Genomic DNA, 23,818 nt, shown 5'->3' with positions numbered 1-23,818 from the left:
TACACCCCTTCGTAATCGACGTTTTAAAAGTAGCAGAAGCAGACCATCTATCCTTTTATAGCACCTGAAATGCCTTCCATAAAGTATTTTTGGGTTAATAAAAATACGATAATAATAGGAAGAACAGAGATAACCGTCCCTGCTGCTATCCATCCAAAGTTATAAGAAAACTGTCCATTTAGGGTACTTAAAGCAGAAGCTAATGGATACTTGTCTGTATTCAATATGATAATTGGCCATAAAAAGCTGTTCCAACTTGCCATAAATTCGAATAAGGCAACAACTGCAATCGCTGGTTTTATCATCGGCATCATCAGTTGCCACCAAATACGTAATTCAGAGGCACCATCCATCTTTCCAGAATCCCTAATGTCGCTAGGAATCCCCATAAATGCCTGCCTAAATAGAAATACATTAAAAACGGTTACTAAGCCTGGAAGTACCACGCCAGTAAATGTATTGATTAAACCAAGCTTATTTATTGTTAAATAATTGACAACTAGACCCGCGGCAGCAGGGATAATCATCGTAGCAATCAACGCCACAAAAATAATATTCTTCCCTTTAAACTTGAATATAGCTAATGGATATGCGGTTAAACTACATAATAAAATACTGAATACCACACCAAAAAATGTGATAATGACTGTATTCCATATGTATTTAAGGAAATCCATATACTGCCAAACATCTACATAATTTTTAAAATCAATAAATGTCGGAAATATAGCAGGTGGAAAAGCAAATATATTTTTCCCAGGCATCAGTGAAACACTTAGTAACCAAAGGAATGGCCCCATCATTAAAAGAGCAAATAGCATTAACGGTATATAAATAAGGACTTTATTTTGAATGGTTTTTAGTAGTTTTCTATTTTTCATCGCTTTATCCATTAATATGGATTTACACCACCCTTCTTATTAAATAGGAAGATGAAAATACTAAAGAACATAATAATAAAACTAATAATTAACCCTAATGCTGATGAATATCCAAATTCAAATACTTCGAATCCTTGTTCGTAAATATAGAGGCTACTCGTTAACGTTGCATTCCCAGGACCTCCAGATGTCAGGACAAATACTTCATCAAACACACGTATCGCTGACATGAGGGAAATCAATGTGCAGAAAAACACATATGGTTTTAATAATGGAATGGTGATTTTTCTAATGACTTGGAAGTTGCTTGCCCCATCTATCTTCGCTGCCTCAATACAGTCTGTCGGAACTGCCTGTAAGCCTGCAAGATAAATCATCATATAATAGCCCAACCCTTTCCACAGGGTAATAAACATTACTGCCCAAAGTGCCGTATCCTTATCAGATAACCAACTGATTTTTTCATTTATAATACCAATAGACAGTAGTATGTAGTTCAAAACCCCATTTGAACTCATTAACCAACCCCAAATAATCGAAACCGCAACCATCGAAGTAACGACAGGAATATAAAAGGCAGCTCGGAAAAATTTAATCCCCGCTATCTTTCGATTGACTAAGATCGCCATGAGTATCGATATAATTTGAATAAAAGGAACAATAATCATATAAAACAGGGAATTTTTAACAGACGCAATAAAATTGACATCAGAAAATGCCCGTTTAAAGTTTTCAAACCCTACAAATTTTGTTTCGCCGATAACCGAATAATTTGTAAAGGCTAGAGGGACACTATAAATAATCGGCCAAAAGGTAAAAAGAGCGAGCAATATGAGTCCTGGAGCCATAAATAACCATGCTGTTTGGACCTCTGAAAATCTACTTAATTTTGCAACTCTTTTCTGTTTCAAAGGACTTCCCTCCTATCGAAAATGGGCAGAAATGCATCTGCCCATTCGTTTTTAGTCTTTAGCGACTTAAAATATCGTTAATTTCTTTTTCAGCTGCATCCAATTCAGCATTAAGATCTTGTTCATTAATATAGATATTTTGCAGGCGCTTATTAAAGGCTTTATTTACATCATTCGCATTTTCAATACCTAGGTAAAAGTCCGACGCTTTATCTAAACTTTCAACAGATGCTGTTAATGCTTGCCCCTCTAATGTTCCATCGTTTTTATAGAAGAATTCATCCTTTGCAGCTGCTTTCGTCGAAGGCAGTGTACTTGCTACTTTAGAGAATGCCAATTGATTTGCATCGTTTGTTACATAGTGTGCAAATGCCGTTGCTGCTTCAACATTATCAGAAGCATTTGGTACAACTAGATTCATAGAGTTCGTAAAGCGAATCCCTGCTTTTCCAAGTGGTGCTGGCACGGCAATCGTTTTCTTGTATACATCTGGTGAAGCCGTTTTTAATTGATTAATAAATGATGAACTCGAGATAATCATCGCTACTTGCTCACTACCGAATAGTTGAACTTGTTGGGCGAATGCAGGAATATCCTTAGGAATAACCCCAGCTTTAATTAGCTCTATATTGCTTTGGATATACGCTTTTACTTCATCATTATTAAATGCAGCTTTTCCTCCTTCAGCCACTTTGAACCCTTCTTCAAGAATAGAGCGCGTTTCCATCGTGAAAACATAACCGAAAGTACCCGTTTTTTCTTGAATTTGTTTACCCCAGTTAGCCAAATCTGCTTTTGTTTGTGGAGGATTATTAATATCTAGTCCAGCTTTTTCTACTAAGTCTGTGTTGATATAAAGCACTGGAATTCCTGTATACCAAGGCAATGCATATGCACCATTATCAACTACTGTAGAATTGTAGATTCCGTCAAAATAAATACTTCGCTGTTCTTCTGTTAATTGTTTATTAAAGTCTGTTAATGCACCTTTTGAAGCCATTTGACTTGCCAATTCAGTATTTAAATTGACAACATCCGGTGCTTGCTTACTCGCAATGCTTGTTAATAATTTATTTTGGATTGCGTCATACGGGAAGTCTTTCCAATCAATTTTTACACCTGGATTCTCTTTCTCATAATTAGCTATTAATTCATTAAAGTAATCATTAAATGTTGGTTGAAGAGAAATCGTCCAAAACTCGACAGACGTGTTTTCCACCTTGTCTTTCGGAGCTTCAACTTCCTTACCGGATTCTTCCGGAGCATCAACTTCTTTTCCGGATTCTTCCTCATTACACGCAACTAAAATACCTAAAACAAAAATAAACATCATTGCTACTAATAGTACTTTTTTTAGTCCACTCATAACTTTCTCCCTCCATCATTTTATGCATTTCTACTAATTACCTTACCTCCCAGTTTTTTCTTGTTAACGCTTACAAGTAATCATAAACTACACTTTAGGATATGTAAATAATTTTCTAAATATTTTTAATTTTAGAAAATTATTTACAAAAAAACCTAACAACCCCTTTCCATTGACAAAGCTATCCTTTTCAAGCAAATTAATAACAAGTAATGAGAATTATTTTCTAGTAGAAGGAGCAGCGCATATGATTGAAAAACTAGCGAACCATTTCCAAATGGCTTTTACTACCGAATTCACACTTCAAGATACAAACAACTATTGGTTCCAAACAGAAGACGGGCAAATTTTTGGCATATTAAAAACAGCTCTTTCAGAAGTTGAGCTGGGCCTATTACGTTCATTATTTCTTCTAATTGAAGACACAGAAACAAATTCAAAAAAATCAATTGTTGATTTGAAATGGCAGCAATTTTTATTTGGTCACTCAAACGACTTACCTTTTTCGGAAGATGTTGAATCCATTCGTTTTTTTTATTTTCGTTTAAAACAACCAATCATTGACCCGATTAACTTTGAAGAAGCTATTAAAGGGGCTTTCCAGCAACCGATCGTTCTATGGATTAACAATATGTATGGAATTATCATTGAAGAAAAACCGCAAAGTATTTTAGATAAAGAGGAATTCATTCAGTTAAGCGACACATTAACAAGTGACTTTCTTGTTGTGATTTATAGTTTTATCGGACAATTACATAAAGCAGATTTATTGTTAAAAGAAAAATTTAGTCTAGAAAAACAATGTTTTCAAGAACTTCTCTTTTATGTTGAACAAGAAAAAACAGTCCTATTTTATGAAGCTTTCCCTATGCTTCTAGTTACATCAGCACATTCAATCGATCAAAAAATACTCTCCAACCATTTAATAGAAAGTCTACAGGACGGAGAAATGCTACATACGTTAAAAGTGTTTTTACAATATAATTTGAATGCTTCTCTAGCCGCTAAAAGGTTGCATATTCATCGAAATAGCTTGCAATACCGTTTGGATAAATTAATCAATAAAACAGGTATTGACTGTCGAGAGTTCTCAAATGCAGCATTTCTAGCGCTTGTTATTCCATTAATGACCAAGAGAATCGATTAATTACTCAGCAATAAGCCGGTGAAACCACCATTAAGTAAAAGAGTTGCATTGAGTGAATTTACTAACAAAAAATGGTTTAAGTGCAGTGTTACTTATTTTCGGCGGGCTACGGCATGACAGCATTATGGCCACGTGGTACGTGTCCATACTACTGTCTTTAATGCCGCATGCAAGGCCCGCCAAATTAAAATGTTACTTTTAAATAAAGGTAAAAGAATACAATGTTGCCGCTTGCGCTATCGCGAGGCGGCGGTGCTGAATAATTTATTGCTCTGTTTTAATATTAAAACTTTGATTAAAGGTTAGCTACAGCGATAAAATTAGCTACTTTTATTGCGTCAAAATAAAACCATTCATAGACTAATTATTACTTTATTTCAATAACAGAGAGCTAGATTCAGCACATTTAATCAGGTTCTTTGTAATAGAAACCAATTTTTACTTTTTAGTAGAGTGCCGCGAAGTGAAGGGGGCGACTCCTAGAGGATTAAGCGTGCGCGGAAAATCCACTTGTATGTGCCACCGTAAGAGGCACATACAAGTTAGTTGCAGCCACGCCCTCAGGAAAGCGTCCCCCGTAGCGTAGCAGAACGAATTTTATTAAATATACTTGATTCCAAATTTTATCTTGAAAAATACTCGTTATGAGTAAAGGCGTTAAACTCATTGCTAGCTACTGAAATGACTGAGGAGCCAATTTTGTACACATTGCCCTACAAATTATCAGAAATTTTTGTGCAATTTGAATATTTACATTTCCCACTCATTTCCACTAAACTATGTAAAACGCTTTCATTTTTAAGGAGGATATTGATAATGGCTGAACTCAAGTTAGAAAATATTTATAAAATTTATGAAAAAGATGTAACTGCGGTAAAAGATTTTAACCTTGAAATTAAAGATAAAGAGTTTATTGTTTTCGTTGGTCCATCAGGTTGTGGTAAATCGACTACACTGCGTATGGTGGCTGGTTTGGAGGAAATTTCAAAAGGTGAATTAATAATAGATGGCAAACGAATGAATGATGTTGCGCCTAAAGACCGCGATATCGCGATGGTATTCCAAAACTATGCCCTCTATCCACACATGAGTGTCTACGATAATATGGCATTTGGTCTGAAATTACGAAAGCTACCAAAAGAAGAAATTGATCGTCGTGTAAAGGAAGCTGCCAAAATTTTAGATCTTGAGCAATACTTAGACCGTAAACCAAAAGCATTATCGGGTGGTCAGCGTCAGCGTGTTGCATTAGGACGTGCAATCGTTCGTGATGCAAGAGTTTTCTTAATGGATGAGCCATTATCAAATTTAGATGCAAAGCTTCGTGTACATATGCGTGCCGAAATCACTAAGCTTCATCAGCGATTACAAACAACTACTATTTATGTAACGCATGACCAAACAGAAGCGATGACAATGGCAACTAGACTTGTTGTTATGAAGGACGGTATTATTCAACAAGTTGGGACGCCTAAAGATGTGTACGAACGACCAAATAATGTTTTTGTTGGTGGTTTTATTGGTTCACCTGCAATGAACTTCTTTACGGGTACCCTTTTAGACGGGAAATTCACTATTGGTAATGTTTCACTTTCCATCCCAAAAGAAAAAATGAACTATTTACGTGAGAAAGGTTATGTATACAAAGAAATTACGATGGGGGTTCGCCCGGAGGATTTCAATACTGAACTTTCATTCATAGAAGGTTCTCCAGATTCTAAAATTGATGTAAAAATCGATGTAGCGGAATTACTCGGTGCAGAAACAATTCTTTACTCCGACATCGAGGGACAACCATTTATCTCGCGTGTCGACGCTTCCATAGATGTTAAACCAGGCGAAGCTCTTACGATGGCAATAAATATGGACAAAGCCCATTTCTTTGATAAAGAAACAGAAAATCGCATACATTTAGATCAAAACTAGAAAATATGAGAGAACTTGTGAATAAACAGTTAAGTTAATATTTTTTTTTTTAATTCTATAGCAAATCCCCTTCTAAAAATTAGAGAAGGGGATTTTTTTGTTATTAGCAATCATTCTATTTTATCAGGCGTTTTGTGATGTAATTCGCGTTGTTACACGTTTAAGAAATACTACAGTCGAAGAAATTGCCGGTATGTAAATTGCACGGTAGGGGGATTCGTTATAAACGAAAAGCCTTATACTTGAGTATAAGGCTTTCAAGATTTTAACTGTTAAAATCTATAAAAAATTAAAGAATCGGTGTTAATTCTGAGTGCACAAACCGTTGGGCTTCAATAATAACTCCTGAAGCTGTTCGACCGTAAACGCTATATAATCCGCCAGTTTGGTTCGGAACAATTTCAACTTCATATTGAAATGCGCCTCCTACACCCGGAGTTACAAAAGTAGAAGCATTTGCATTTGCAGCAAATGGTGTTGTAGATACTAGTTGTCTTGTTCCGTTAAGTCTAAAAACTCGGACTACTCCAGTAAGCAACCCTCCAGTGAGATTGAGAACTTTGATACGAACGTTAGTCGCATTAGCTGGTTGATTTCCTTGATTTTCAATTGGACCAGTAGTTAAAGGCATGTTAAATTCACCTCCTCAAAAGTAAAGGTTCATAATCTGCAGATTATATTTTCATAGTATGCAGTACTTTGTTACATACTCTAGTCTTATTACTCATGTTTTTATAAAAAATAAAAATTTGTGGTTTGTTTAGTAGAAAATGTATCAATGGAAATCTGTAAACAAAGGTGAGCGAATATACCAAGACATATTACCGTAGTATATACACCTAATCTGGTAAGAGTAAATTAGGCAACTGAACAGTATTCAAATACTTTCAACTATAGTTATGGGCAATAAAAAAAAAGCCATTTATCCAATAATAGATAAATGGCTAAAATGTTAAATTAAATTTCCATTTCAACCTTTTGTACAAACATGGCTGCCCCTTTTACGACGCCAGTTTCATTTAATTCGGAAAATTTAATTTGAATTTCTGTTCCTATTTCACGCCATATGTGCTTTTCGCATTTATCAAGCACGACGTTTTGTATTTTAATATTTTTTTCTAATGCTTCACCGGTTACAATGACCTCGTCTGGCTCATAGATACAGATTAAGTTATTGATTGTAATCGCTAAATACGTGGCAATATGATCGATGAGTGGAATCGACCACTCTTCGTTTGCATGTATTCCCTCCACAATTTTTTCAAGTGTGTTGTATTCAGACCTTTGTGCTTCTGGAATAAATTGTTGTAATGTAGTTTCGCGCGTATAATTCGATAAACAGCCACGATTGCCACAGCTACATTGTTCGCCAAACGGATTAATTGTTAAATGGCTAATTTCACCGGCGTTATTTTTTATTCCTCGGTAAATTTCTCCATTTAAAATAATCGCTGCACCAATACCACTTCCGACCCCAATTAATATACTGTTTCTTTGAATTGGCTTATATATCTTACCGGATTCCGCAAATATTTGCATTTTTAATTCGTTGTCGATTGCAATTGTACATTGAAAATGCTGTGCCAAATCGTCCCTAACATGCTTATTCTTCCAATTAAATTGTTCTGAAATGATTACAATACCGCGCTCCTGATCGATTCGCCCCGGTATACCAATACCAATTCCGAGTAAACGTTCTTGAGAGATTTGATTGTTCAAAATAAGTTTTTGAATTTCTAGAACTAAATTTTCAATAATCAATTCATAGCTTTCACTACGCATTAATGGAATTTCAACAAAATCTACCAGTTCACAAATGAAGTTTAATAAACCAATTCGTAACTTTGAACGGTCTATTTCTACACCGATTGAGTACCGAGCTTCTGGGTTAACATTGATTAACGTCGGTCTTCTGCCAATTGCAGTTTCTTCACTCATTGCTTCGATAATATAATCTTCCTCAATTAGCTCTTGGACAATACGCGTAATTGTTGTTGGACTCATTTTCGTTATTTTGGCTAGTTGAATTCGAGAAATCGGTTCATGATTTCGAATTCTATCAAGTACAATTTTTCGATTTTGTTTTTTCATTTGTACTTGATCATGCTTGAACATTGTTGCGTCACCTCTTTATTTATACATCTGTATAAATTTTACTGCCTCCGAAATGTCCTGTATAGGGTTATTTTTCACTTCTCGTTCGATTGTTAAATACCCTGTATATCCGATTTCCTCTAGCATCGCAAAATATTTTTGAAAATCCACATCACCTTGGCCTAATGGTAGTTCTCTAAAAAAGTCACCGTTTGCTACCATTTCTGCTATATTTTCATGAGATGTTTCGACATCATTATGCAAATAGCCGTATACATCTTTTGGGTTCGTTGGCTTTAGTTGAATGCCATCTTTGACATGAGTATGCACAATATAATCCTTTAATAATTTCACGCCTGCAACTGGGTCATCCTTTGTTACCATAACCATGTTGGCAGGGTCAAAGTTTACCGATACGCCCTTTGTCGATAGCTTATCTAAAAACTTTTTCAATGTTTGCGCTGTTTCTGGACCTGTTTCAATTGCAAAATAAGCCCCTTTTTCGTTTGCGTATGTTCCTAATTCTTCACAGGCCGCTAACATTGTTGCATAAATTGGGTCATTTTCATCTTCTGGAATGATCCCGATATGCGTTGTGACAATTGTTGTTCCCAAATCAATTGCTAGATCTAATATTTTTTTCGATTTACGAATTTTTTCTGGATTAGCTTCTGCATCTTGAAAACCATGACCACCTAAATCACCACATAGTGCAGAAATTTCTAATTCTAGTGAATCGATATAGGCTTTTAATTCAAGTCGCGCTGCTTCGTTCATTACATCTGGATCTAAGTCACCACTTACTGCATAAATTTGAACACCATCCGCACCCATTTCTTTTGCAGCTTGTAAACCTTCTTTTAGAGGGAGTTGTAAGCTATCAACAATGACACCGATTTTATTTTGAAGTTTCAAGCTCATAATATACTTCCCTCCCTGTTTGTGCTGAAGTGTAGATGCCTTCAAGAATTTTCATAATTTCTACTCCATCTTCCACCGGTGCTTCAGAAGGTTTGTTCTCTAATATTGCGTTAACAAAGCTATCTATCTCACTTTGGAATGCCGCGTTAAAGTCAAACGATAAATAATCGATTTGTGGATGAACATTTAATATTGTATCGAATTCTTCCGCAACAATCTTTAACTCTGGCTCTAGCTCGGCTCCACCTTTTGTACCGAATAATTTCACACTAAGTTCATTTTGCGTTGCATGCAATGTATAGGAAACATCGACCATTAACGATGCACCATTTTCAAACGTAATGATGGCATTCGCCAAATCCTCAACTGAATTTTTTGAGGCATCATAATCCGCTGTCTTATAAAACGAAAGATTTTTGACATTGCTTCGGTTACCTAAATTTTTATACGTGTTGCCAGAAACTTTTGCTACTTTTGGTTTCCCCATTAAGTACCAACAAATATCAATAATATGGACACCTAAATCGATTAACGGTCCGCCACCCGATTTTTCGACATCGGCAAACCAGCCACCCGGATTACCTAAACGTCGTGTACAAGTTGCTTTTGCATAATAAATTTCTCCAAGTCTTCCCGCATCAACAAATTGCTTCAACACTTTTGTATTTGTTGCAAATCGACGTACATAGCCAACTTGGAATACTTTTTGTGCCTTTTGCGCAGCCGCTTGAATTTCTAAGCTTTCGGCATATGTCATCGAGAGTGGCTTTTCGACTAACACATGGAGACCGCTTTCTAACGCGCGAATGGCCAAGTTTGCATGCGTATTATTCCATGTACAAATGCTAACTGCTTGAAGTGCTTCATCTGAAAACAATTCATCTAAACTCTCATAAACTTTTGTTGCACCGAATTGCTGTGCCTTTTCTTTTGCTCGTTCAACGGATACATCGTAAACACCGAATAGTTCAGCGTCTTCGTTTTTTTCATAAGACCCTAAATGAAAATCTGAAATCGAACCCGTACCGATTACTGCAACTTTTAATTTACTCATGCCTTCACTTCCTCCGCAATTACACATTCATTCCATAAACGCTTTAAGTTTTCCATGCCAAGTTTTGAACCTAGCGCGCAATCTTCCATTCCTTCAAATTCAACTGTTAAATACCCATCGTAGCCTGAACCTTTTACAATTTTAATCACTTCACGCATTTTGATATCCCCATGACCGATAATTGCGCCGCGAATATAGTTATCTTGTACAGTATGGAACCATTCGCCACCACCTGGATTTTCATAATATGGGCGGATGTAAAAATCTTTAAAATGCACGCGTGCTGCATACGGTATGTTTTTCTGTACACCTACTAACGGTTCTTCATCAATGCATAGGAAATTTCCTACATCAAGCGTTGTTTTGAAATTATCGCGATTGACTGCGTGGATCAATGATTGCACACGGTCGCTTGTTTGCACATTGAAGCCATGGTTTTCAATTGTCGTTGTAATGCCAAATTGCTTCGCATAATCAGCCAGCAATTGGCTACCGCGTACCATTTTATCAAAATGCTTATTGTAAAAATGAATGGATGTATCTTCTTTAGGAATTGTAAACAACGTCACATCATGGCGCAGTACTTTAATGCCCATGAAATTAATAACATCGATATGTTTCTTTAAACGTTCTACTTCTTCAAGTAACGCTTCCTCTGTATCATGTACAAAGTTAGCTGGTAATGAATAGCCTGATAGTTCTAAACCTAGCTCTGCAGCTGTATCTTTAATTTGCTCTGCTAATTCATAGTTATCAACTACTGTAAATTCATATGGCACTAATTCAACATGCTCTCCGCCATTTTCCTTCACCCAATGTAGAACATCGATTACGTTCATTTCTCCTGAGCGCATTTTTTTTACCATGCTGTAAGTACTTAATCCAATTTTCATATTTCTCTCTCCTCAGTTTGTAATTTGTGCTTTCTGTTCATTAACTAGATGACAAGCAACCGCCTGCTGTGAATTTACTTGCTGTATTTCCGGAACTTTACTTTTGCAAATATCCATCGCATATGGGCATCTCGTGTGGAATGTACAACCCGGTGGTGGATTTTTTGGATTTGGGATATCCCCAGTTAAAATGATTTTTTCTCGGCGCAATGTTGGGTCTGCGATTGGAACAGATGATAATAATGCTTTTGTGTAGGGATGAAGTGGATTATTAAATATCGCTTCCTTATCCCCTTGTTCCACAATTGTTCCTAAATACATTACTCCTACACGATGGCTAATATGTTCGACAACACTTAAATCATGGGAGATAAATAAATAGGAAACATTATATTCTTGCTGCAAGCGCTTTAATAAATTTAATATTTGTGATTGAATCGACACATCAAGCGCTGAAACAGGTTCATCTGCAATAATTAATTTCGGCTTTGTAATTAGTGCCCGTGCAATGCCGATACGCTGACGCTGACCTCCACTAAATTCATGGGCATAACGATTTGCCTGTTCTACATTCAGCCCAACGATTTCCAGCATTTCATAGACCAGCTTTTCTCGTTCTTGCTTATTCAGCTTCGTATGAATTACTAATGGCTCTGCAATTAAATCCTTTACCTTCATTCGCGGATTTAATGACGCATACGGATCTTGGAAAATCATTTGCACCGTTTCACGTAGTTGTGTTAGCTCACTGTATTTTGCATTGGCGATATCATTGCCGTTTACGAAAATTTTACCTTCTGTTGGGTCAATCAATCTAGTAATCAGTCGACCCGTCGTGGATTTACCGCACCCACTCTCGCCTACTAAACTAAACGTTTCCCCTTCCTTAATATCAAAGGATACATCTAATACAGCATTGACGAATTCCTTCTTTTCAAATAATCCCCCTGCCACTTGAAACTGCTTTTTCAAACTTTGAACTGAAATAATATTCGTCATATTAACCATTCACATCCTTTGGTTCATAGAGCCAGCATGCACACTTCGCATCGCTGCCTACGCTATACACGGGGGGCTCATGTTTTAAGCATTTTTCAATTGACTTGTCACAGCGTGGTGCAAATTTACAGCCCATTGGCATATTCATCGGTGATGGAACCTGGCCTTTAATGGAATCTAATTCTTCCTTTTTCTCTCCTAGCTTTGGCACAGATGCAATGAGCCCTTGTGTGTACGGATGCTTTGGATTAGCAAAAAGCTCAAATACACTTGCTTCTTCTACAACTTCACCTGCATACATGACAACTACACGGTCACACATTTCAGCAACAATACCTAAATCATGCGTGATTAATAATATGGCAGTTTCATTTTCATCCTTTAAATTTCGCATTAACTGCAATATCTGTGCCTGTATCGTTACGTCAAGAGCCGTTGTTGGTTCATCGGCAATTAGCAAGCTTGGATGACATGCCATTGCAATGGCAATCATTACACGCTGCCTCATCCCCCCTGATAATTGGTGAGGGTGCTCATTCATTATTTCCTCTGCACGCCCAATACCCACTTTTTTAAGCATATCAATCGCATGGAGCTCACTTTCCTTTTTGCTTAGTCCTAAATGCAATTGAATGACTTCTGTTAGTTGTCTACCAATTTTCATAACAGGGTTTAATGACGTCATCGGCTCCTGAAATATCATTGATAAATTTTTCCCACGAAGTTTTCGCATTTCCTTTTCTGATAAGGTAGTAAGTTCTTGACCGTCAAATTTTATCGAGCCTTTGTTTATCTTTCCGGTTGTACCATGAAATAGGCGCATAATTGATAAGGATGTAATGCTTTTTCCGCTACCCGATTCGCCTACTAAGCCAAGCACTTCACCTTTTCGAATCGAAAAATTGACACCACGTAAGATTTTGATTTGTTGTTTATCACGTTGAAAGGATGTCTCTAATTGTTGAACTTCTAATAAAGATTGTGCCATTTGCATCCTCCTTTAACTATTCTTTGTTTTAGGATCTAGTACATCACGTAGGCCATCACCTATTAAGTTAAATGCCAAAACAGTTATAAAGATGGCAATTCCCGGCATTAAGACAAGATGAGTATTCGTTCCTAAATAATCTCGCCCACTACTTAGCATCACACCCCATTCAGGTGTTTCAGGGCTTGCGCCTAAACCTAAAAAGCTTAAACTTGATGCTGCTAAAATAGCTGTACCTACACGCATTGTTACAAATATTATTAGCTCACTTATTGTTTCTGGAAAAATATGCTTAAAAATAATCCGTGTTCGTGAAGCACCCATCGAACGTGCCGCTTCTACATAGACATTCTCTTTTGCATTTAATGTAGCCCCACGCACTAATCGCGCAAAGGACGGAATACTAAAAATCATTACGGCAATTATTACGTTGTTAATGCCTGGTCCTAAAATGGCTACGATGGCAATGGCTAATAATAAATCCGGGAATGAGAACAATACATCACAAAAACGCATAATGATTTTGTCTACCCATCCACCGAAAAATCCACTAATTAATCCAATAATTGTCCCTAAGATTAAGCCTAAAAATACCGCACTAAAGCTGACAAGAAGTGAAATTTTTGACCCGACAATAAGGCGACTGAAAATATCGCGCCCATATTCGTCAGTCCCTGCAAAATGAGCTATGCTCGGACCTTCTAAAATTGCATCGTAATTTGGTTCGTACGGGTCATATGGCGCTACATATGGCCCAATAAAAGCAATGGCTATCAATAATAAAATGAAGCTGCTTGCGATTAATGCTACTTTTTTTTGTCGGAAATTTTTCCAAAATTCTTTCACAGGTGAGTATTTTATTACCTTTTGTTGGCGTTCTTGATTTTCTATAATAGTAGTTGACACAAGTAAGCCTCCTTATGAATTCAACTGAATTTTCGGATTTAAAACTTTGTAGAGTACATCTACAATTAAGTTCACTAAAATAAATTCCAAAGCAAATAATAATAACGCAGACTGGATAACAGGATAATCACGGAATGCGATGGAATCGATTAATAAACGTCCCATTCCTGGGAAACTAAATACGGTTTCAACAACAACGGAACCACCTAATAAAAAGCCGAATTGTAAACCAGCAATCGTTACTACGGAAATTAAAGAGTTTCGTAATGCATGACCAAAAATCACTGTTTTTTCAGATAAGCCTTTTGCACGGCTCGTTCGAATATAATCCGCTTGTAATGTTTCTAATAATGAAGACCTAGTAAAACGGGCAATCATAGACATAATACCTGCACCCAATGTAATCGAGGGTAAAATATAGCTCTTTAGGCTGTCGATTCCACCAGTCGGTAGCCAACCTAACTGCACTGAGAAAAATTGAATTAATAATAACCCTAACCAGAACCCTGGAATAGAAATACCGGATACAGCTACAATCATCCCCAAATAATCAGGCCATTTATTTTTAAATACAGCCGTTAATACACCGATTAACAACCCAAATATCGTTGCCCAAATCATTGCGAAAAATGTTAAATAAACAGACGGCATAAATCTTGTTTTAAACATGTCAATTACAGGTAAGCCCGTCGTTAAAGATGTGCCAAGATTGCCCGTAACCATGTTCTTCATAAAGTCGAAATATTGTGTAATAATTGGTTCGTTCAAGCCTAATTCTTGTCGAACATTTTCTACTTCTTCAAGCGTGGCATCCTTTCCAGCTACTAAACGTGCCGGATCCCCAGGAATTAAATGAATAAATAAAAATGTCACAATAGACACAACAATTAAAATTGGAATAACCTCTACCAATCTTCGAGAAATAAACTTAAGCACCGATAATCCCCCCCTTGTTTACTAGCTGTGTATGTAAGAGGCGGAAGCTACTGCTACCGCCTCCTTTAAACGTTAATGACTATTTAACTTTTGCATCTCGAACGTCTAAGCCACCGCCAGGATTCACAATTACGCCACTTACATCCGAACGTACTCCATAGACAATTTCATCAACCCCTAAGAAAATCCATGGTGCACTAGCATAAACTTCCTCTTGCAGTTGTCCATACAAGTCTTCTTGCTTCGATTGATCTGAAATTGAGTTTGCTTCATCCATTAGCTTATCTGCTGTTGGATTGTTGTAATATGCAGTGTTTGCACTGTTAGGAGGGAACGAGCTACTATGGAATAATGGTTTTGTTGCATTTGTCACATCAGATGGATAAGCAGACCAACTTACATACCACATCATCAGTTTTGCTTCTTCTGGTGTTTGTGCACCATAAATTTCGTCTGATAATGTTGCTTCCTCCATTGATTTAATCTCAACTTTTACGTTAATTTGACTTAATTGTTGTTGAATGAATTGCATACCTTTCATCGTATCCGAGTTGGTATTGCCCCAGATTTCGATTTCAAAACCATCTGGATAGCCAGCTTCTGCTAATAATGATTTCGCTTTTTCAATATCAAAGTTATACATTTCTTGCTTTTTATAGAAAATCGTTTTTGATGGAATAATTGAATCTAAAGGTAAACCTAAGCCTGAATTTACTACTTTTAAAAAGGCATCTTTATCCACAGCATAGTTTAAAGCAAGACGCACTTTTTCATTATTTAATGGCTCTTTAAATGTATTTAAAGATACATAGCGTGCAATTGTTGAAGGCACCTGATTAATTTCAACATCTTTGTTGCTATTTAATTCAGTGATATTTTGAGGTGGTACAGGATAAATAACATCTGCTTCACCTGTTTTTAACATTGCTACACGTGAACCATTTTCAGGTACGGGTTTATACGTAATTTTTGACACACGATCTGCGCCATCCCAATAATCTTCGTTGCGCTCAACTGTTAAGTGATCCCCTTGAATCCATTCAACAAATTTGTATGGACCTGTTCCAACAACTGACTTTGGAATTTCAGCACCCTGTTCCTTTATCATTTTCGGACTAATCATCTTCGCTGCAGCAAAGCGCGTAATCATCGGTCCGTATGGTTCTGTTAGCGTTACTTTCACTTCGTAATCGCTTACAACATCCACTGACTTTACAATATTAAATCCACGTGAATACAAACGTAATTTTTCATCATTCATAATTCGTTCCACGTTCACTTTTACTGCTTCTGCATTGAATGCTTCACCGTCATGGAATTGAACGCCCTCACGTAATTTGAATGAATATTCTAATGCATCATCGCTTACATTATATTCAGTAGCTAACACGTTAATAATATTTCCTTCGCCATCATAACCAAGTAAGCCCTCTAGCATCGCACTTTGAACTGAGTTAGAGTTCGTATCCCCTGTGTTATGTGGATCCATTGAAATGAAATTTTCATTCACTGCGATAACAATTTCATCGGAATTCTCGCCTGAAGTTGTATCGTTAGAAGAAGTTGATTCACTGTTTGTGCCTGAATCAGTAGAGCTATCATTTGATGCACTATTGCTGTCATCAGAAGAACATGCAACTAAAAATAACATTACAACAAGTAGCCATGCTAAATTTTTTACATACTTCATTTCTCCTACACCCCTTAGTAATTTTATATAAATATTCCTACGTAAAGCAGAAATATAAATACCTAATATTAATTTATTCCAGTGAAGAAAATAATTAATTAACAATAAATTAGCATAACAAAAACAGAATATCAACTATTTTTAGAATATTTAAAATTAATAGTTTTCTCACTATACATATCTCAACTTAAAAACCTTTAAAATTAATAAGTATGATAAATAATGAGCACATTTAAATAAAAAATCTGGAACCAAGTGCATTTATCTAATAAAATCCGTTCTGCTACGCTACGGGGGACGCTTTCCTGAGGGCGTGGCTACAACTAACTTGTATGTGCCTCTTACGGTGGCACATACAAGTGGATTTTCCGCACACGCTTAATCCTCTAGGAGTCGCCCCCTTCACTTCGCTGCACTAAACTATAAAGTTAAAATTGGTTTCTAATACAAAGAATTTGAATAAAGTGTGCTGATTCAATCACTTTTGTTGAAATGAAGTCAATATTAGAATAAAAATGATTTTACTTTCGACACAATCAAAGTAGCCAATTTGATTACACTGCTTAATTTGATTGATAGAAATATCATAGAAAACAGCCTAATATTTTATTCATCACCGCCGCCTCGCGATAGCGCAAGCGGCAGCATTTTACGCTCTTAACTACATAGGGAAAAGTAAAATTTTAGTTTGGCGGGCCTTGCATGCGGCATTAAAGACAGTAGTATGGTCACGTACCACGTGGCCGTAATGCTGTCATGCCGTAGCCCGCAAAAAAAAATAATACTGAACTTAATCTATTTTTTGTTATATTTCTTCGTGTACCATTTGGTAATTCCTAATTTTAACTCTTTTAGGAAATTTAATAATTATTATGTTAGACTATAAATAGTGTCTGAAATGAATGAGGGATTTTAATGCAACAACAGATTTTACTTGTCGATCCAAATACACAATGGACGGATAAGTTAGCGGCTTTTTTAAGTGAAAATAGTTTTACTGTCATCATTACCTCCTCTGCCGAAGAGGCGATGAAAATATTCCATCAATCTTATCCTTGCATGGTTATTATGGAGTTAAATTTGCCAAACGGTTCGGGCGAGATGTTTTGTAAGTGGATTCGTGCCAATCAAACAGCCGATGTTTCGATTATTATGGTAACCGAAAAAAATCATGTGGAAGATAAAATTAATGGCTTAACAATTGGTGCAGACGATTATTTAACAAAGCCCGTGTATTTAGAGGAATTGCTGGCACATATGCATGCTGTACTACGCCGTACCGGTTTATTTTGCCAAAAAATTATTCACAATGGGCTGTGCATCAAACCACGCAAAGGTGAGGTGTATTTAAATGGCGCACCGATTCAGTTAACAAAACATGAATTTATGCTTCTATATTATTTAATGGACCATCCTAATCAGATTATTTCACGTGAGGCGTTAATAGAACAATTATATCCGAATATTGAAAAGGAAATTTTCGAACGTTCAATCGATGCACATATTAAAAAATTGCGTGCCAAAATTGAAGTAGACCGCAAACAGCCCAAACGCATTGTAACCGTTCGTGGTGAGGGCTATAAATACATACCAGATGAATAAAAAAAGGCTGTGCAAACGAATTCGATTTGCACAGCCTTTATTTTCTTTATTGATAATCTACTAAAACTTCTGCCCAATCAATCGTGCCATTTTGTGCTTGCTCACGGCGTTCCTTCGTCATAATATCTGACGGTTTATCCCCTTTTGGCCAGTCTTTATCATGCTTGCCCCACTCTGGACGGTCTTGCGTTAAAATATAGGCCGCTAAGTCCGATGCTTCTTGATCTGTTAATGTCATCTCCTGACCAACTGGCATATAAGCCTGAATAAAGCCTGCCATTTTCGACATACGCGCTATGCCTGCTCCGTCGTTAAAGGATGTTTCGCCCCAAAGTGCCGGACCTGCATTGGCACCAATACCTGAACCATCTGCTGCGTGACATGAAATACATGATTTATTGTATAATTGCTCCCCGTCTTGTACATTCGGTGTTGGTACTTGCTTCATATCGACTGATTTTGCCCATGGACGTTTTTGCCCTAGCTCTACATCTTCAGAAATATAATCAAAGTAAGCGACCATTGCTTCTAATTCCTTAGAATCCGCTTCAAATGGCTTACCGTTCATACTACGCACCATACAGCCATTAATTCGTTTTTCAATTGTCACAATATCCCCTGCGCGTGCGATATATTTTGGATAATCAGCCTGTACCCCAACTAATGATGCTACTTCCTGTAACCCTGCACCCGCATGACAGCTCGTACAAGATAAATTCGCGCCTACCTTGTCTTCCGCATAAACATGAGTCTCATTCACTAAATTATAACCGTAAATAATTTCATCTAAATTTTCATGATCTTTTGGAATGTCTGCCATATTAATTTCCGGGAATTTTGGTTCTCTTTCTTGTGCCAATGCCATTGCATTTTTTTGTTCTACAAGCTCAGTAGTTAGTGCCGGATCAACGCTAATAAATGTGTTGTACACTCCTACACCTAACCCTATGGAAATAAATATACCTATAATAGCTGCAACTACACTTTTCATTGCGCTCCCTCCTTTGACCATAGTTTACGAAACGATGTAACAAAAAGGGGCAAAATTTTTAAGTCGTCGCAATGCTTTCAAGAGAATATTACAATGTTATTTCAATAACGGAATTTTCATCATATTTTCACATTAAGGGAGTATTGTTTTTTAGATACGCTGAAATTCCCTCTACTATTTCCCCATTTGAAATACTAAATAATTTCGTTCTATTATTAACTCCTAATTACATTGCATCGAATTTTCGGTTTGTTTTCTTACTGCAATTTGCATTGTCGGTATAGACATAAATTCATCTACTAGCATTTCAAATATTTGCTATAATGCTCGTAATGAGGTGAACTAGATGTCAAAACGTGCGTTAAAAAAACAACAAAATCGCCAGCAAATGATTCAGGCTGCAATTGAACTATTTAGTAAAAAACCGTTCTCAGAAGTGAGTGTGCGTGACATTACAAAAAAGGCGAATGTTTCTCCCGCGCTCCTTTATCAATATTTTGATGATCAGCAACATTTATTTTTAATCGCAATGCAACATGAAAATTCAAAGTTATTACAGGAGCTTTCGCAATACTCAACAATTGATGATGTAGCGAAAGGCTATATCACCTATTTTTTCGAGCATGATACATTGTTCCAAATGATGTCACACTTTATGCTTCAACCAAAGGGCTATGAAACATCACAAATTTTCGTTGAGGAAACTTCAAAGTTATTTCAGATATTCAAAAAAGCACTATCAAAAGTTGCATCAAAAGAACAGCTTCAAGTCGAAACACAACTGTTATTTTCAACGTTAAATGGTCTGCTGATTACTTATAAAAACTTACCGCAATATTCAAAAGAGCAATCATTGGCACTCATTTTATCGTTAGTGGAACATTCACTTCAAAAAATCCCTACAAAATAATATGGAAGAGTTTTTTCATGAAAATAAAAGGTGCTGTCCAAAAAAGTTCTTTTTGGACAGTGCTCGGCTCGTGTATTAATAATCCGCTGTAGGTGGTGCTTCTGCGGTGGTCATAGAAGAACGAATGCTAAACTGTCACATCCTGTGACAACGCATTCATTACTAGCATCGTGCTAGCCTCCATCCTCGGTGCAAAGGGTCTGTCTAAAAAGTCAAAACTTTTTAGACAGATGCCTCCTCATGTATTAATTATCCGCTTTAGGCGGTGCTTCTGCGGTGGTCAGAATTAAAGAACGAATGCTAAAACCGTCACATCCTGTGACAACGCATTCATGACTAGCATCGTGCTAGCCTCCATCCTCGGCGCAAAGGAAATGTCCGAGAATTACTTCTCGGACATTCCCTTCAGTATCAAATATTTTGTAATTCCTTTAACTGCATTTTTAAAATTTTTCCTACTGCATTGCGCGGTAAAGCTTCTAAGAACACAACATCCTTCACTGCTTTATAGGAAGCGAGCTTAGATTTGCAATGCGCAACAATGTCTTCTTCGTTTACTTCACTCTCTGCCTTTTTCACAATATATGCAACAGGTACTTCCCCCCATTTTTCATCAGGTCTACCAACAACAGCAACCTCTTGTACTGCTTCGTGTTGCGCAAGTACAAGCTCTAGCTCTGCCGAATATATATTTTCGCCGCCGCTAATAATCATATCCTTTACGCGGTCCACTACATATAAAAATCCGTCTTGGTCTAAGTAGCCAACATCCCCTGTGTAAAATTCATTGTTTTCAATAACAGTATGATATGCTTCATCATTTTTATAGTAGCCAACAAAAATTTGTGGACCTTTTAATACTATTTCACCAATTGCCCCTGCTGGTAATACCTCTTTCGTTGTTAAATCTTTAATTTGTACCGAACCTTGCATCACTATTTTGCCCATCGAGTCGAATTTTCCTTCCCCTTGACTCGGCTTCCAAAACGAAACGGCCCCAGTATATTCTGTAATGCCATATACTTGCTGCACTGGAATACCAAGCTGACGACAGCCTAAAATAAGTGGAGCTGGAACGGCAGAAGCGCCACAAGTAATATAGCGCAACGACGAAATATCTGATTTCACCATTGGATACGTTTGTAGTAAAAATGCGAGCATTGCAGGAACGGTCATTGAAGTCGTAACTTTTTCTTTTTCAATAAGCTTCCAAGCTTCAACTGGATGGAAATCTTCCATTAATACCATTGTTGCGCCAATATGCACATTCGTAATTAATGGGGCGAAACCTCCAATATGGAAAAATGGAGCAACCATTAAAAAGCGATCTTGCTCCCACCAATCAATCGTATGTGATAAGCCAATTGAAGCCGCCTGTAAATTGTTATGCGAAATTAACGCACCCTTTGGACGACCAGTAGTGCCTGAAGTATACATCATTAATATCGGATCATTTGCAAAGGTATGCTGAACTGGTTCAACCGCTACTTCTTCATAAATCTCCGTTAAACTTGGCGTTGATTGATGGGAAATTGTTTGAGACACAACTGTTAATTGATCGACAAGCTCTTGAAACGCAACATCATGAATTAACAACTGCGCATCACTATGCGAATAAATATAATCAAGTTCCTGTGCTTGTAAACGATAATTCATTACGACCGTAACTACCCCAATTTTGGCAGCTCCGAAAAATGTTGCGATCACATCTTCATTATTTTTACAAAGAAGCGCTATTTTATCTCCGCTTTGTAAACCTTGTCGTTGCAAATATGCCGCAAACGCATTGGCACGATTGTTCATTTCAGTAAATGTAATGTGATTTTCTCCGTTAATAAACCCAACTTTTCCACCTGTTAATGAAGCGCGACTTGCTAAAATTTGTCCAATATTAATTCCCATCTAAAGACACCCCTTTAATGAATTTAAATTTGTGCTAACAATTGGTCTGGCAATATCGTTGTTTCTTCTAAGTTACCTACTATATTTTGTTGATAGGTAAAAAATAACTCTTCCCAAATTTGCTCCCATCTTCGTGCTGCTTGTCGGTTTTCCATTGTAGGCAATGCGGTTAAATCGATTTGCATAATACTTTGCAATTCTTGCTGAGCTACTTGTAATTGCTCCAATGATACATTTGGAAACATGGCTTGTAAAATACGTTGCAATGATACAGTTTTCGTCATTTTGTGTAAATCTCGATAAATTTGTGCGAGCAATACATTACGCGGTCCTTCCCATAACTCATTGACCATACTATCTCGGAATAATCTCGGAATCGAAGAAAAGTCTTCAATTGCACCGTGCCCGCCAAAAATGGAAATGGCAAGACGTAATTTATCAACTGCTTCTTTTGAGGCAAAAACCTTTTGTAGTAAAATAATTTCACGTGTTGCAAAAGCTTGAACGGCATCTTCATTGTCCGTTTGTAAAAAGCGCTCATATACGGCAAAAGCTGTTGCTGCCATACGCTTTGCCGCATCTTGTAAATCTTCTAGCTGAGCTGCTGCCATTGGAAACTCGTCAATTTTTCGATCAAATACTTGACGGAATCGCGCGTACAACATAGCTTCACGTGCTGCTCGCATCACAAAGGCCGCACTCGAAAAACCAATATCTAAACGAGAGCGTGTTAAAACAACACTTACCGCAAGCGCAACCCCTCGATTTTGTGGCCCTATACGATAAGCAATTGCCCCATTATAATCTATTTCCCCTGATGGCAATTCACTTGTTCCAAGCTTCCATTTCAAACGATTAACCGTATGGTGATTGCGTCGCTCGTGTTCCTTATCTCCCGGTAACCAAGTCGGTACAACAAATACGGCGATATCATCGGTTCCTTCGATTCGTGCAGTTACAACAGAATAGTCTGCATGAACAGCGGAACAGAAAAACTTATTACCATATAATAAATAATGGTCGTCATGCGCAACCGCGCGCAATACATTTGCTGGGATATTCGATCCACCTTGAATTTCAGACATAAATTGCGCTCCAATTGCAAATTGTCCATTCCGTCCATTTTTCGCATGTTCATAAATATCTCGAACCGCTTGAGGCACTTCATCATAAAACATTTCAATCAATGCAATCAGTCCATCGGTGCATGCAAGTGGACACGTTATTCCCGCTTCCCCATTGCCATGTAAAAAATAGCGTTTCACTATACCCTTAAATGGCTGTTGATTTGCGCTAAATAAACCATCATTAAAAATTTCTTCTGTTAACTGAATCGCCTCTAACGGACGTACAATTCGATCTATTCGTTCATTGTAGGCATTATATTGGCGAATCGTTGGTGCATTTTCAGGTCGCGCAATTTCATTTGTAGCACTTCGCCATGTTGAGGATAATTTTTTTGTGTATGGCTCTAGCTCTGCTTCAAGTTGTTCATAATCATTTTGCAGTAGTTTTCGAAACATTTTTTGCAAAAAAGGATTATCCCAATCATTCAAATTGTTTCGTAATTTAATAAATTGTTGAAAAGAATATTCATTTATTTTCGTTACCATTTCCATTTAATGCACCCCCTATTTTAAAAATATTCTAACAATAGCACCATCAAAAGTAAACAGTGTTTATTTTTATTTATACTTATTT

At 37.0% G+C, this 23,818-nt stretch carries 20 protein-coding genes; 4 read left to right on the top strand and 16 right to left on the bottom strand.

The window, feature by feature from the left end; translation table 11 throughout:
- Positions 1 to 47: 47 nt before the first annotated feature.
- The 3 genes from O7776_RS08210 to O7776_RS08200 are packed head-to-tail and all read right to left on the bottom strand — an operon-like array spanning position 48 to position 3,158.
- Positions 48 to 881: a carbohydrate ABC transporter permease gene (locus O7776_RS08210; RefSeq protein WP_420802170.1), complete on the bottom strand. Its 834-nt coding sequence runs from the start codon at positions 879 to 881 to the stop codon at positions 48 to 50.
- An 11-nt stretch (positions 882 to 892) separates the two neighbouring features.
- Positions 893 to 1,792, bottom strand: a complete 900-nt coding sequence (locus O7776_RS08205; RefSeq protein WP_274310109.1) for a carbohydrate ABC transporter permease — start codon at positions 1,790 to 1,792, stop codon at positions 893 to 895.
- A 58-nt stretch (positions 1,793 to 1,850) separates the two neighbouring features.
- The gene (locus tag O7776_RS08200) at positions 1,851 to 3,158 is read right to left on the bottom strand and encodes an ABC transporter substrate-binding protein (protein ID WP_274310108.1); all 1,308 of its coding nucleotides are present in this window, start codon (positions 3,156 to 3,158) and stop codon (positions 1,851 to 1,853) included.
- A 247-nt stretch (positions 3,159 to 3,405) separates the two neighbouring features.
- Here O7776_RS08200 and O7776_RS08195 point away from each other — a divergent pair, with 247 nt between their 5' ends.
- Positions 3,406 to 4,305, top strand: a complete 900-nt coding sequence (locus O7776_RS08195; protein ID WP_274310107.1) for a PucR family transcriptional regulator — start codon at positions 3,406 to 3,408, stop codon at positions 4,303 to 4,305.
- A gap of 816 nt (positions 4,306 to 5,121) precedes the next feature.
- A complete protein-coding gene (locus O7776_RS08190) occupies positions 5,122 to 6,231 on the top strand; it encodes an ABC transporter ATP-binding protein (protein WP_274310106.1) in 1,110 nt (369 codons plus the stop codon).
- A 289-nt stretch (positions 6,232 to 6,520) separates the two neighbouring features.
- Here the strand turns inward: O7776_RS08190 and O7776_RS08185 are convergent, their stop codons facing one another.
- The 10 genes from O7776_RS08185 to O7776_RS08140 form a co-directional block, all read right to left on the bottom strand.
- Positions 6,521 to 6,862, bottom strand: a complete 342-nt coding sequence (locus O7776_RS08185; RefSeq protein ID WP_274310105.1) for an ATPase — start codon at positions 6,860 to 6,862, stop codon at positions 6,521 to 6,523.
- Between the two features lie 326 nt (positions 6,863 to 7,188).
- Positions 7,189 to 8,346, bottom strand: a complete 1,158-nt coding sequence (locus O7776_RS08180; protein WP_274310104.1) for an ROK family transcriptional regulator — start codon at positions 8,344 to 8,346, stop codon at positions 7,189 to 7,191.
- Between the two features lie 15 nt (positions 8,347 to 8,361).
- A complete protein-coding gene (locus O7776_RS08175) occupies positions 8,362 to 9,246 on the bottom strand; it encodes a sugar phosphate isomerase/epimerase family protein (RefSeq protein WP_274310103.1) in 885 nt (294 codons plus the stop codon).
- Positions 9,224 to 10,300 (bottom strand): Gfo/Idh/MocA family protein, encoded by a 1,077-nt coding sequence (locus O7776_RS08170; protein WP_274310102.1) that lies wholly within the window; start codon positions 10,298 to 10,300, stop codon positions 9,224 to 9,226. Before O7776_RS08170 ends, O7776_RS08175 begins: the two co-directional genes overlap by 23 nt.
- Entirely contained in the window at positions 10,297 to 11,193 is an 897-nt protein-coding gene (locus O7776_RS08165) for a sugar phosphate isomerase/epimerase family protein (RefSeq protein ID WP_274310101.1), read from the bottom strand. The genes O7776_RS08170 and O7776_RS08165 overlap by 4 nt, the downstream gene beginning before the upstream one ends.
- A gap of 12 nt (positions 11,194 to 11,205) precedes the next feature.
- A complete protein-coding gene (locus O7776_RS08160) occupies positions 11,206 to 12,201 on the bottom strand; it encodes an ABC transporter ATP-binding protein (protein ID WP_420802158.1) in 996 nt (331 codons plus the stop codon).
- Positions 12,194 to 13,180, bottom strand: coding sequence for an ABC transporter ATP-binding protein (locus O7776_RS08155; protein ID WP_274310099.1), 987 nt, complete (start codon positions 13,178 to 13,180; stop codon positions 12,194 to 12,196). Before O7776_RS08155 ends, O7776_RS08160 begins: the two co-directional genes overlap by 8 nt.
- 12 nt (positions 13,181 to 13,192) lie before the next feature.
- A complete protein-coding gene (locus O7776_RS08150; protein ID WP_420802157.1) occupies positions 13,193 to 14,086 on the bottom strand; it encodes an ABC transporter permease in 894 nt (297 codons plus the stop codon).
- Positions 14,087 to 14,098: 12 nt separating this feature from the next.
- Positions 14,099 to 15,022, bottom strand: a complete 924-nt coding sequence (nikB, locus tag O7776_RS08145; RefSeq protein WP_274310098.1) for a nickel ABC transporter permease — start codon at positions 15,020 to 15,022, stop codon at positions 14,099 to 14,101.
- Between the two features lie 79 nt (positions 15,023 to 15,101).
- Positions 15,102 to 16,712: a glutathione ABC transporter substrate-binding protein gene (locus O7776_RS08140; protein ID WP_274310097.1), complete on the bottom strand. Its 1,611-nt coding sequence runs from the start codon at positions 16,710 to 16,712 to the stop codon at positions 15,102 to 15,104.
- A 915-nt stretch (positions 16,713 to 17,627) separates the two neighbouring features.
- On the opposite strand from O7776_RS08140, the gene O7776_RS08135 reads away from it, so the two are divergent.
- A complete protein-coding gene (locus O7776_RS08135) occupies positions 17,628 to 18,314 on the top strand; it encodes a response regulator transcription factor (RefSeq protein ID WP_274310096.1) in 687 nt (228 codons plus the stop codon).
- Positions 18,315 to 18,360: 46 nt separating this feature from the next.
- Here the strand turns inward: O7776_RS08135 and O7776_RS08130 are convergent, their stop codons facing one another.
- Entirely contained in the window at positions 18,361 to 19,305 is a 945-nt protein-coding gene (locus O7776_RS08130) for a c-type cytochrome (RefSeq protein WP_274310095.1), read from the bottom strand.
- A 346-nt stretch (positions 19,306 to 19,651) separates the two neighbouring features.
- Here O7776_RS08130 and O7776_RS08125 point away from each other — a divergent pair, with 346 nt between their 5' ends.
- Positions 19,652 to 20,215, top strand: a complete 564-nt coding sequence (locus O7776_RS08125) for a TetR/AcrR family transcriptional regulator (protein WP_274310094.1) — start codon at positions 19,652 to 19,654, stop codon at positions 20,213 to 20,215.
- A 411-nt stretch (positions 20,216 to 20,626) separates the two neighbouring features.
- On the opposite strand, the gene O7776_RS08120 is transcribed toward O7776_RS08125, so the two are convergent.
- A complete protein-coding gene (locus tag O7776_RS08120; protein ID WP_274310093.1) occupies positions 20,627 to 22,117 on the bottom strand; it encodes a class I adenylate-forming enzyme family protein in 1,491 nt (496 codons plus the stop codon).
- A 23-nt stretch (positions 22,118 to 22,140) separates the two neighbouring features.
- Entirely contained in the window at positions 22,141 to 23,736 is a 1,596-nt protein-coding gene (locus O7776_RS08115) for an acyl-CoA dehydrogenase family protein (RefSeq protein WP_274310092.1), read from the bottom strand.
- Between the last annotated feature and the right edge of the window lie 82 nt (positions 23,737 to 23,818).

The sequence above is a fragment of the Solibacillus daqui genome, assembly GCF_028747805.1.
Classification (GTDB): Bacteria; Bacillota; Bacilli; order Bacillales_A; family Planococcaceae; genus Solibacillus; species Solibacillus daqui.
The sequence above is the reverse complement of the archived record's forward strand: the minus strand, read 5'-3'. Positions and strand labels throughout refer to the sequence as shown.

Bases quoted from the DNA above. Each gene is read 5' to 3' on its own strand.
- O7776_RS08210 (WP_420802170.1), bottom strand. From the start codon at position 881: ATGAAAAATAGAAAACTACTAAAAACCATTCAAAATAAAGTCCTTATT.
- O7776_RS08200 (WP_274310108.1), bottom strand. From the start codon at position 3,158: ATGAGTGGACTAAAAAAAGTACTATTAGTAGCAATGATGTTTATTTTT.
- O7776_RS08195 (WP_274310107.1), top strand. From the start codon at position 3,406: ATGATTGAAAAACTAGCGAACCATTTCCAAATGGCTTTTACTACCGAA.
- O7776_RS08190 (WP_274310106.1), top strand. From the start codon at position 5,122: ATGGCTGAACTCAAGTTAGAAAATATTTATAAAATTTATGAAAAAGAT.
- O7776_RS08185 (WP_274310105.1), bottom strand. From the start codon at position 6,862: ATGCCTTTAACTACTGGTCCAATTGAAAATCAAGGAAATCAACCAGCT.
- O7776_RS08180 (WP_274310104.1), bottom strand. From the start codon at position 8,346: ATGTTCAAGCATGATCAAGTACAAATGAAAAAACAAAATCGAAAAATT.
- O7776_RS08175 (WP_274310103.1), bottom strand. From the start codon at position 9,246: ATGAGCTTGAAACTTCAAAATAAAATCGGTGTCATTGTTGATAGCTTA.
- O7776_RS08170 (WP_274310102.1), bottom strand. From the start codon at position 10,300: ATGAGTAAATTAAAAGTTGCAGTAATCGGTACGGGTTCGATTTCAGAT.
- O7776_RS08165 (WP_274310101.1), bottom strand. From the start codon at position 11,193: ATGAAAATTGGATTAAGTACTTACAGCATGGTAAAAAAAATGCGCTCA.
- O7776_RS08160 (WP_420802158.1), bottom strand. From the start codon at position 12,201: ATGGTTAATATGACGAATATTATTTCAGTTCAAAGTTTGAAAAAGCAG.
- O7776_RS08155 (WP_274310099.1), bottom strand. From the start codon at position 13,180: ATGGCACAATCTTTATTAGAAGTTCAACAATTAGAGACATCCTTTCAA.
- O7776_RS08140 (WP_274310097.1), bottom strand. From the start codon at position 16,712: ATGAAGTATGTAAAAAATTTAGCATGGCTACTTGTTGTAATGTTATTT.
- O7776_RS08135 (WP_274310096.1), top strand. From the start codon at position 17,628: ATGCAACAACAGATTTTACTTGTCGATCCAAATACACAATGGACGGAT.
- O7776_RS08130 (WP_274310095.1), bottom strand. From the start codon at position 19,305: ATGAAAAGTGTAGTTGCAGCTATTATAGGTATATTTATTTCCATAGGG.
- O7776_RS08125 (WP_274310094.1), top strand. From the start codon at position 19,652: ATGTCAAAACGTGCGTTAAAAAAACAACAAAATCGCCAGCAAATGATT.
- O7776_RS08120 (WP_274310093.1), bottom strand. From the start codon at position 22,117: ATGGGAATTAATATTGGACAAATTTTAGCAAGTCGCGCTTCATTAACA.
- O7776_RS08115 (WP_274310092.1), bottom strand. From the start codon at position 23,736: ATGGAAATGGTAACGAAAATAAATGAATATTCTTTTCAACAATTTATT.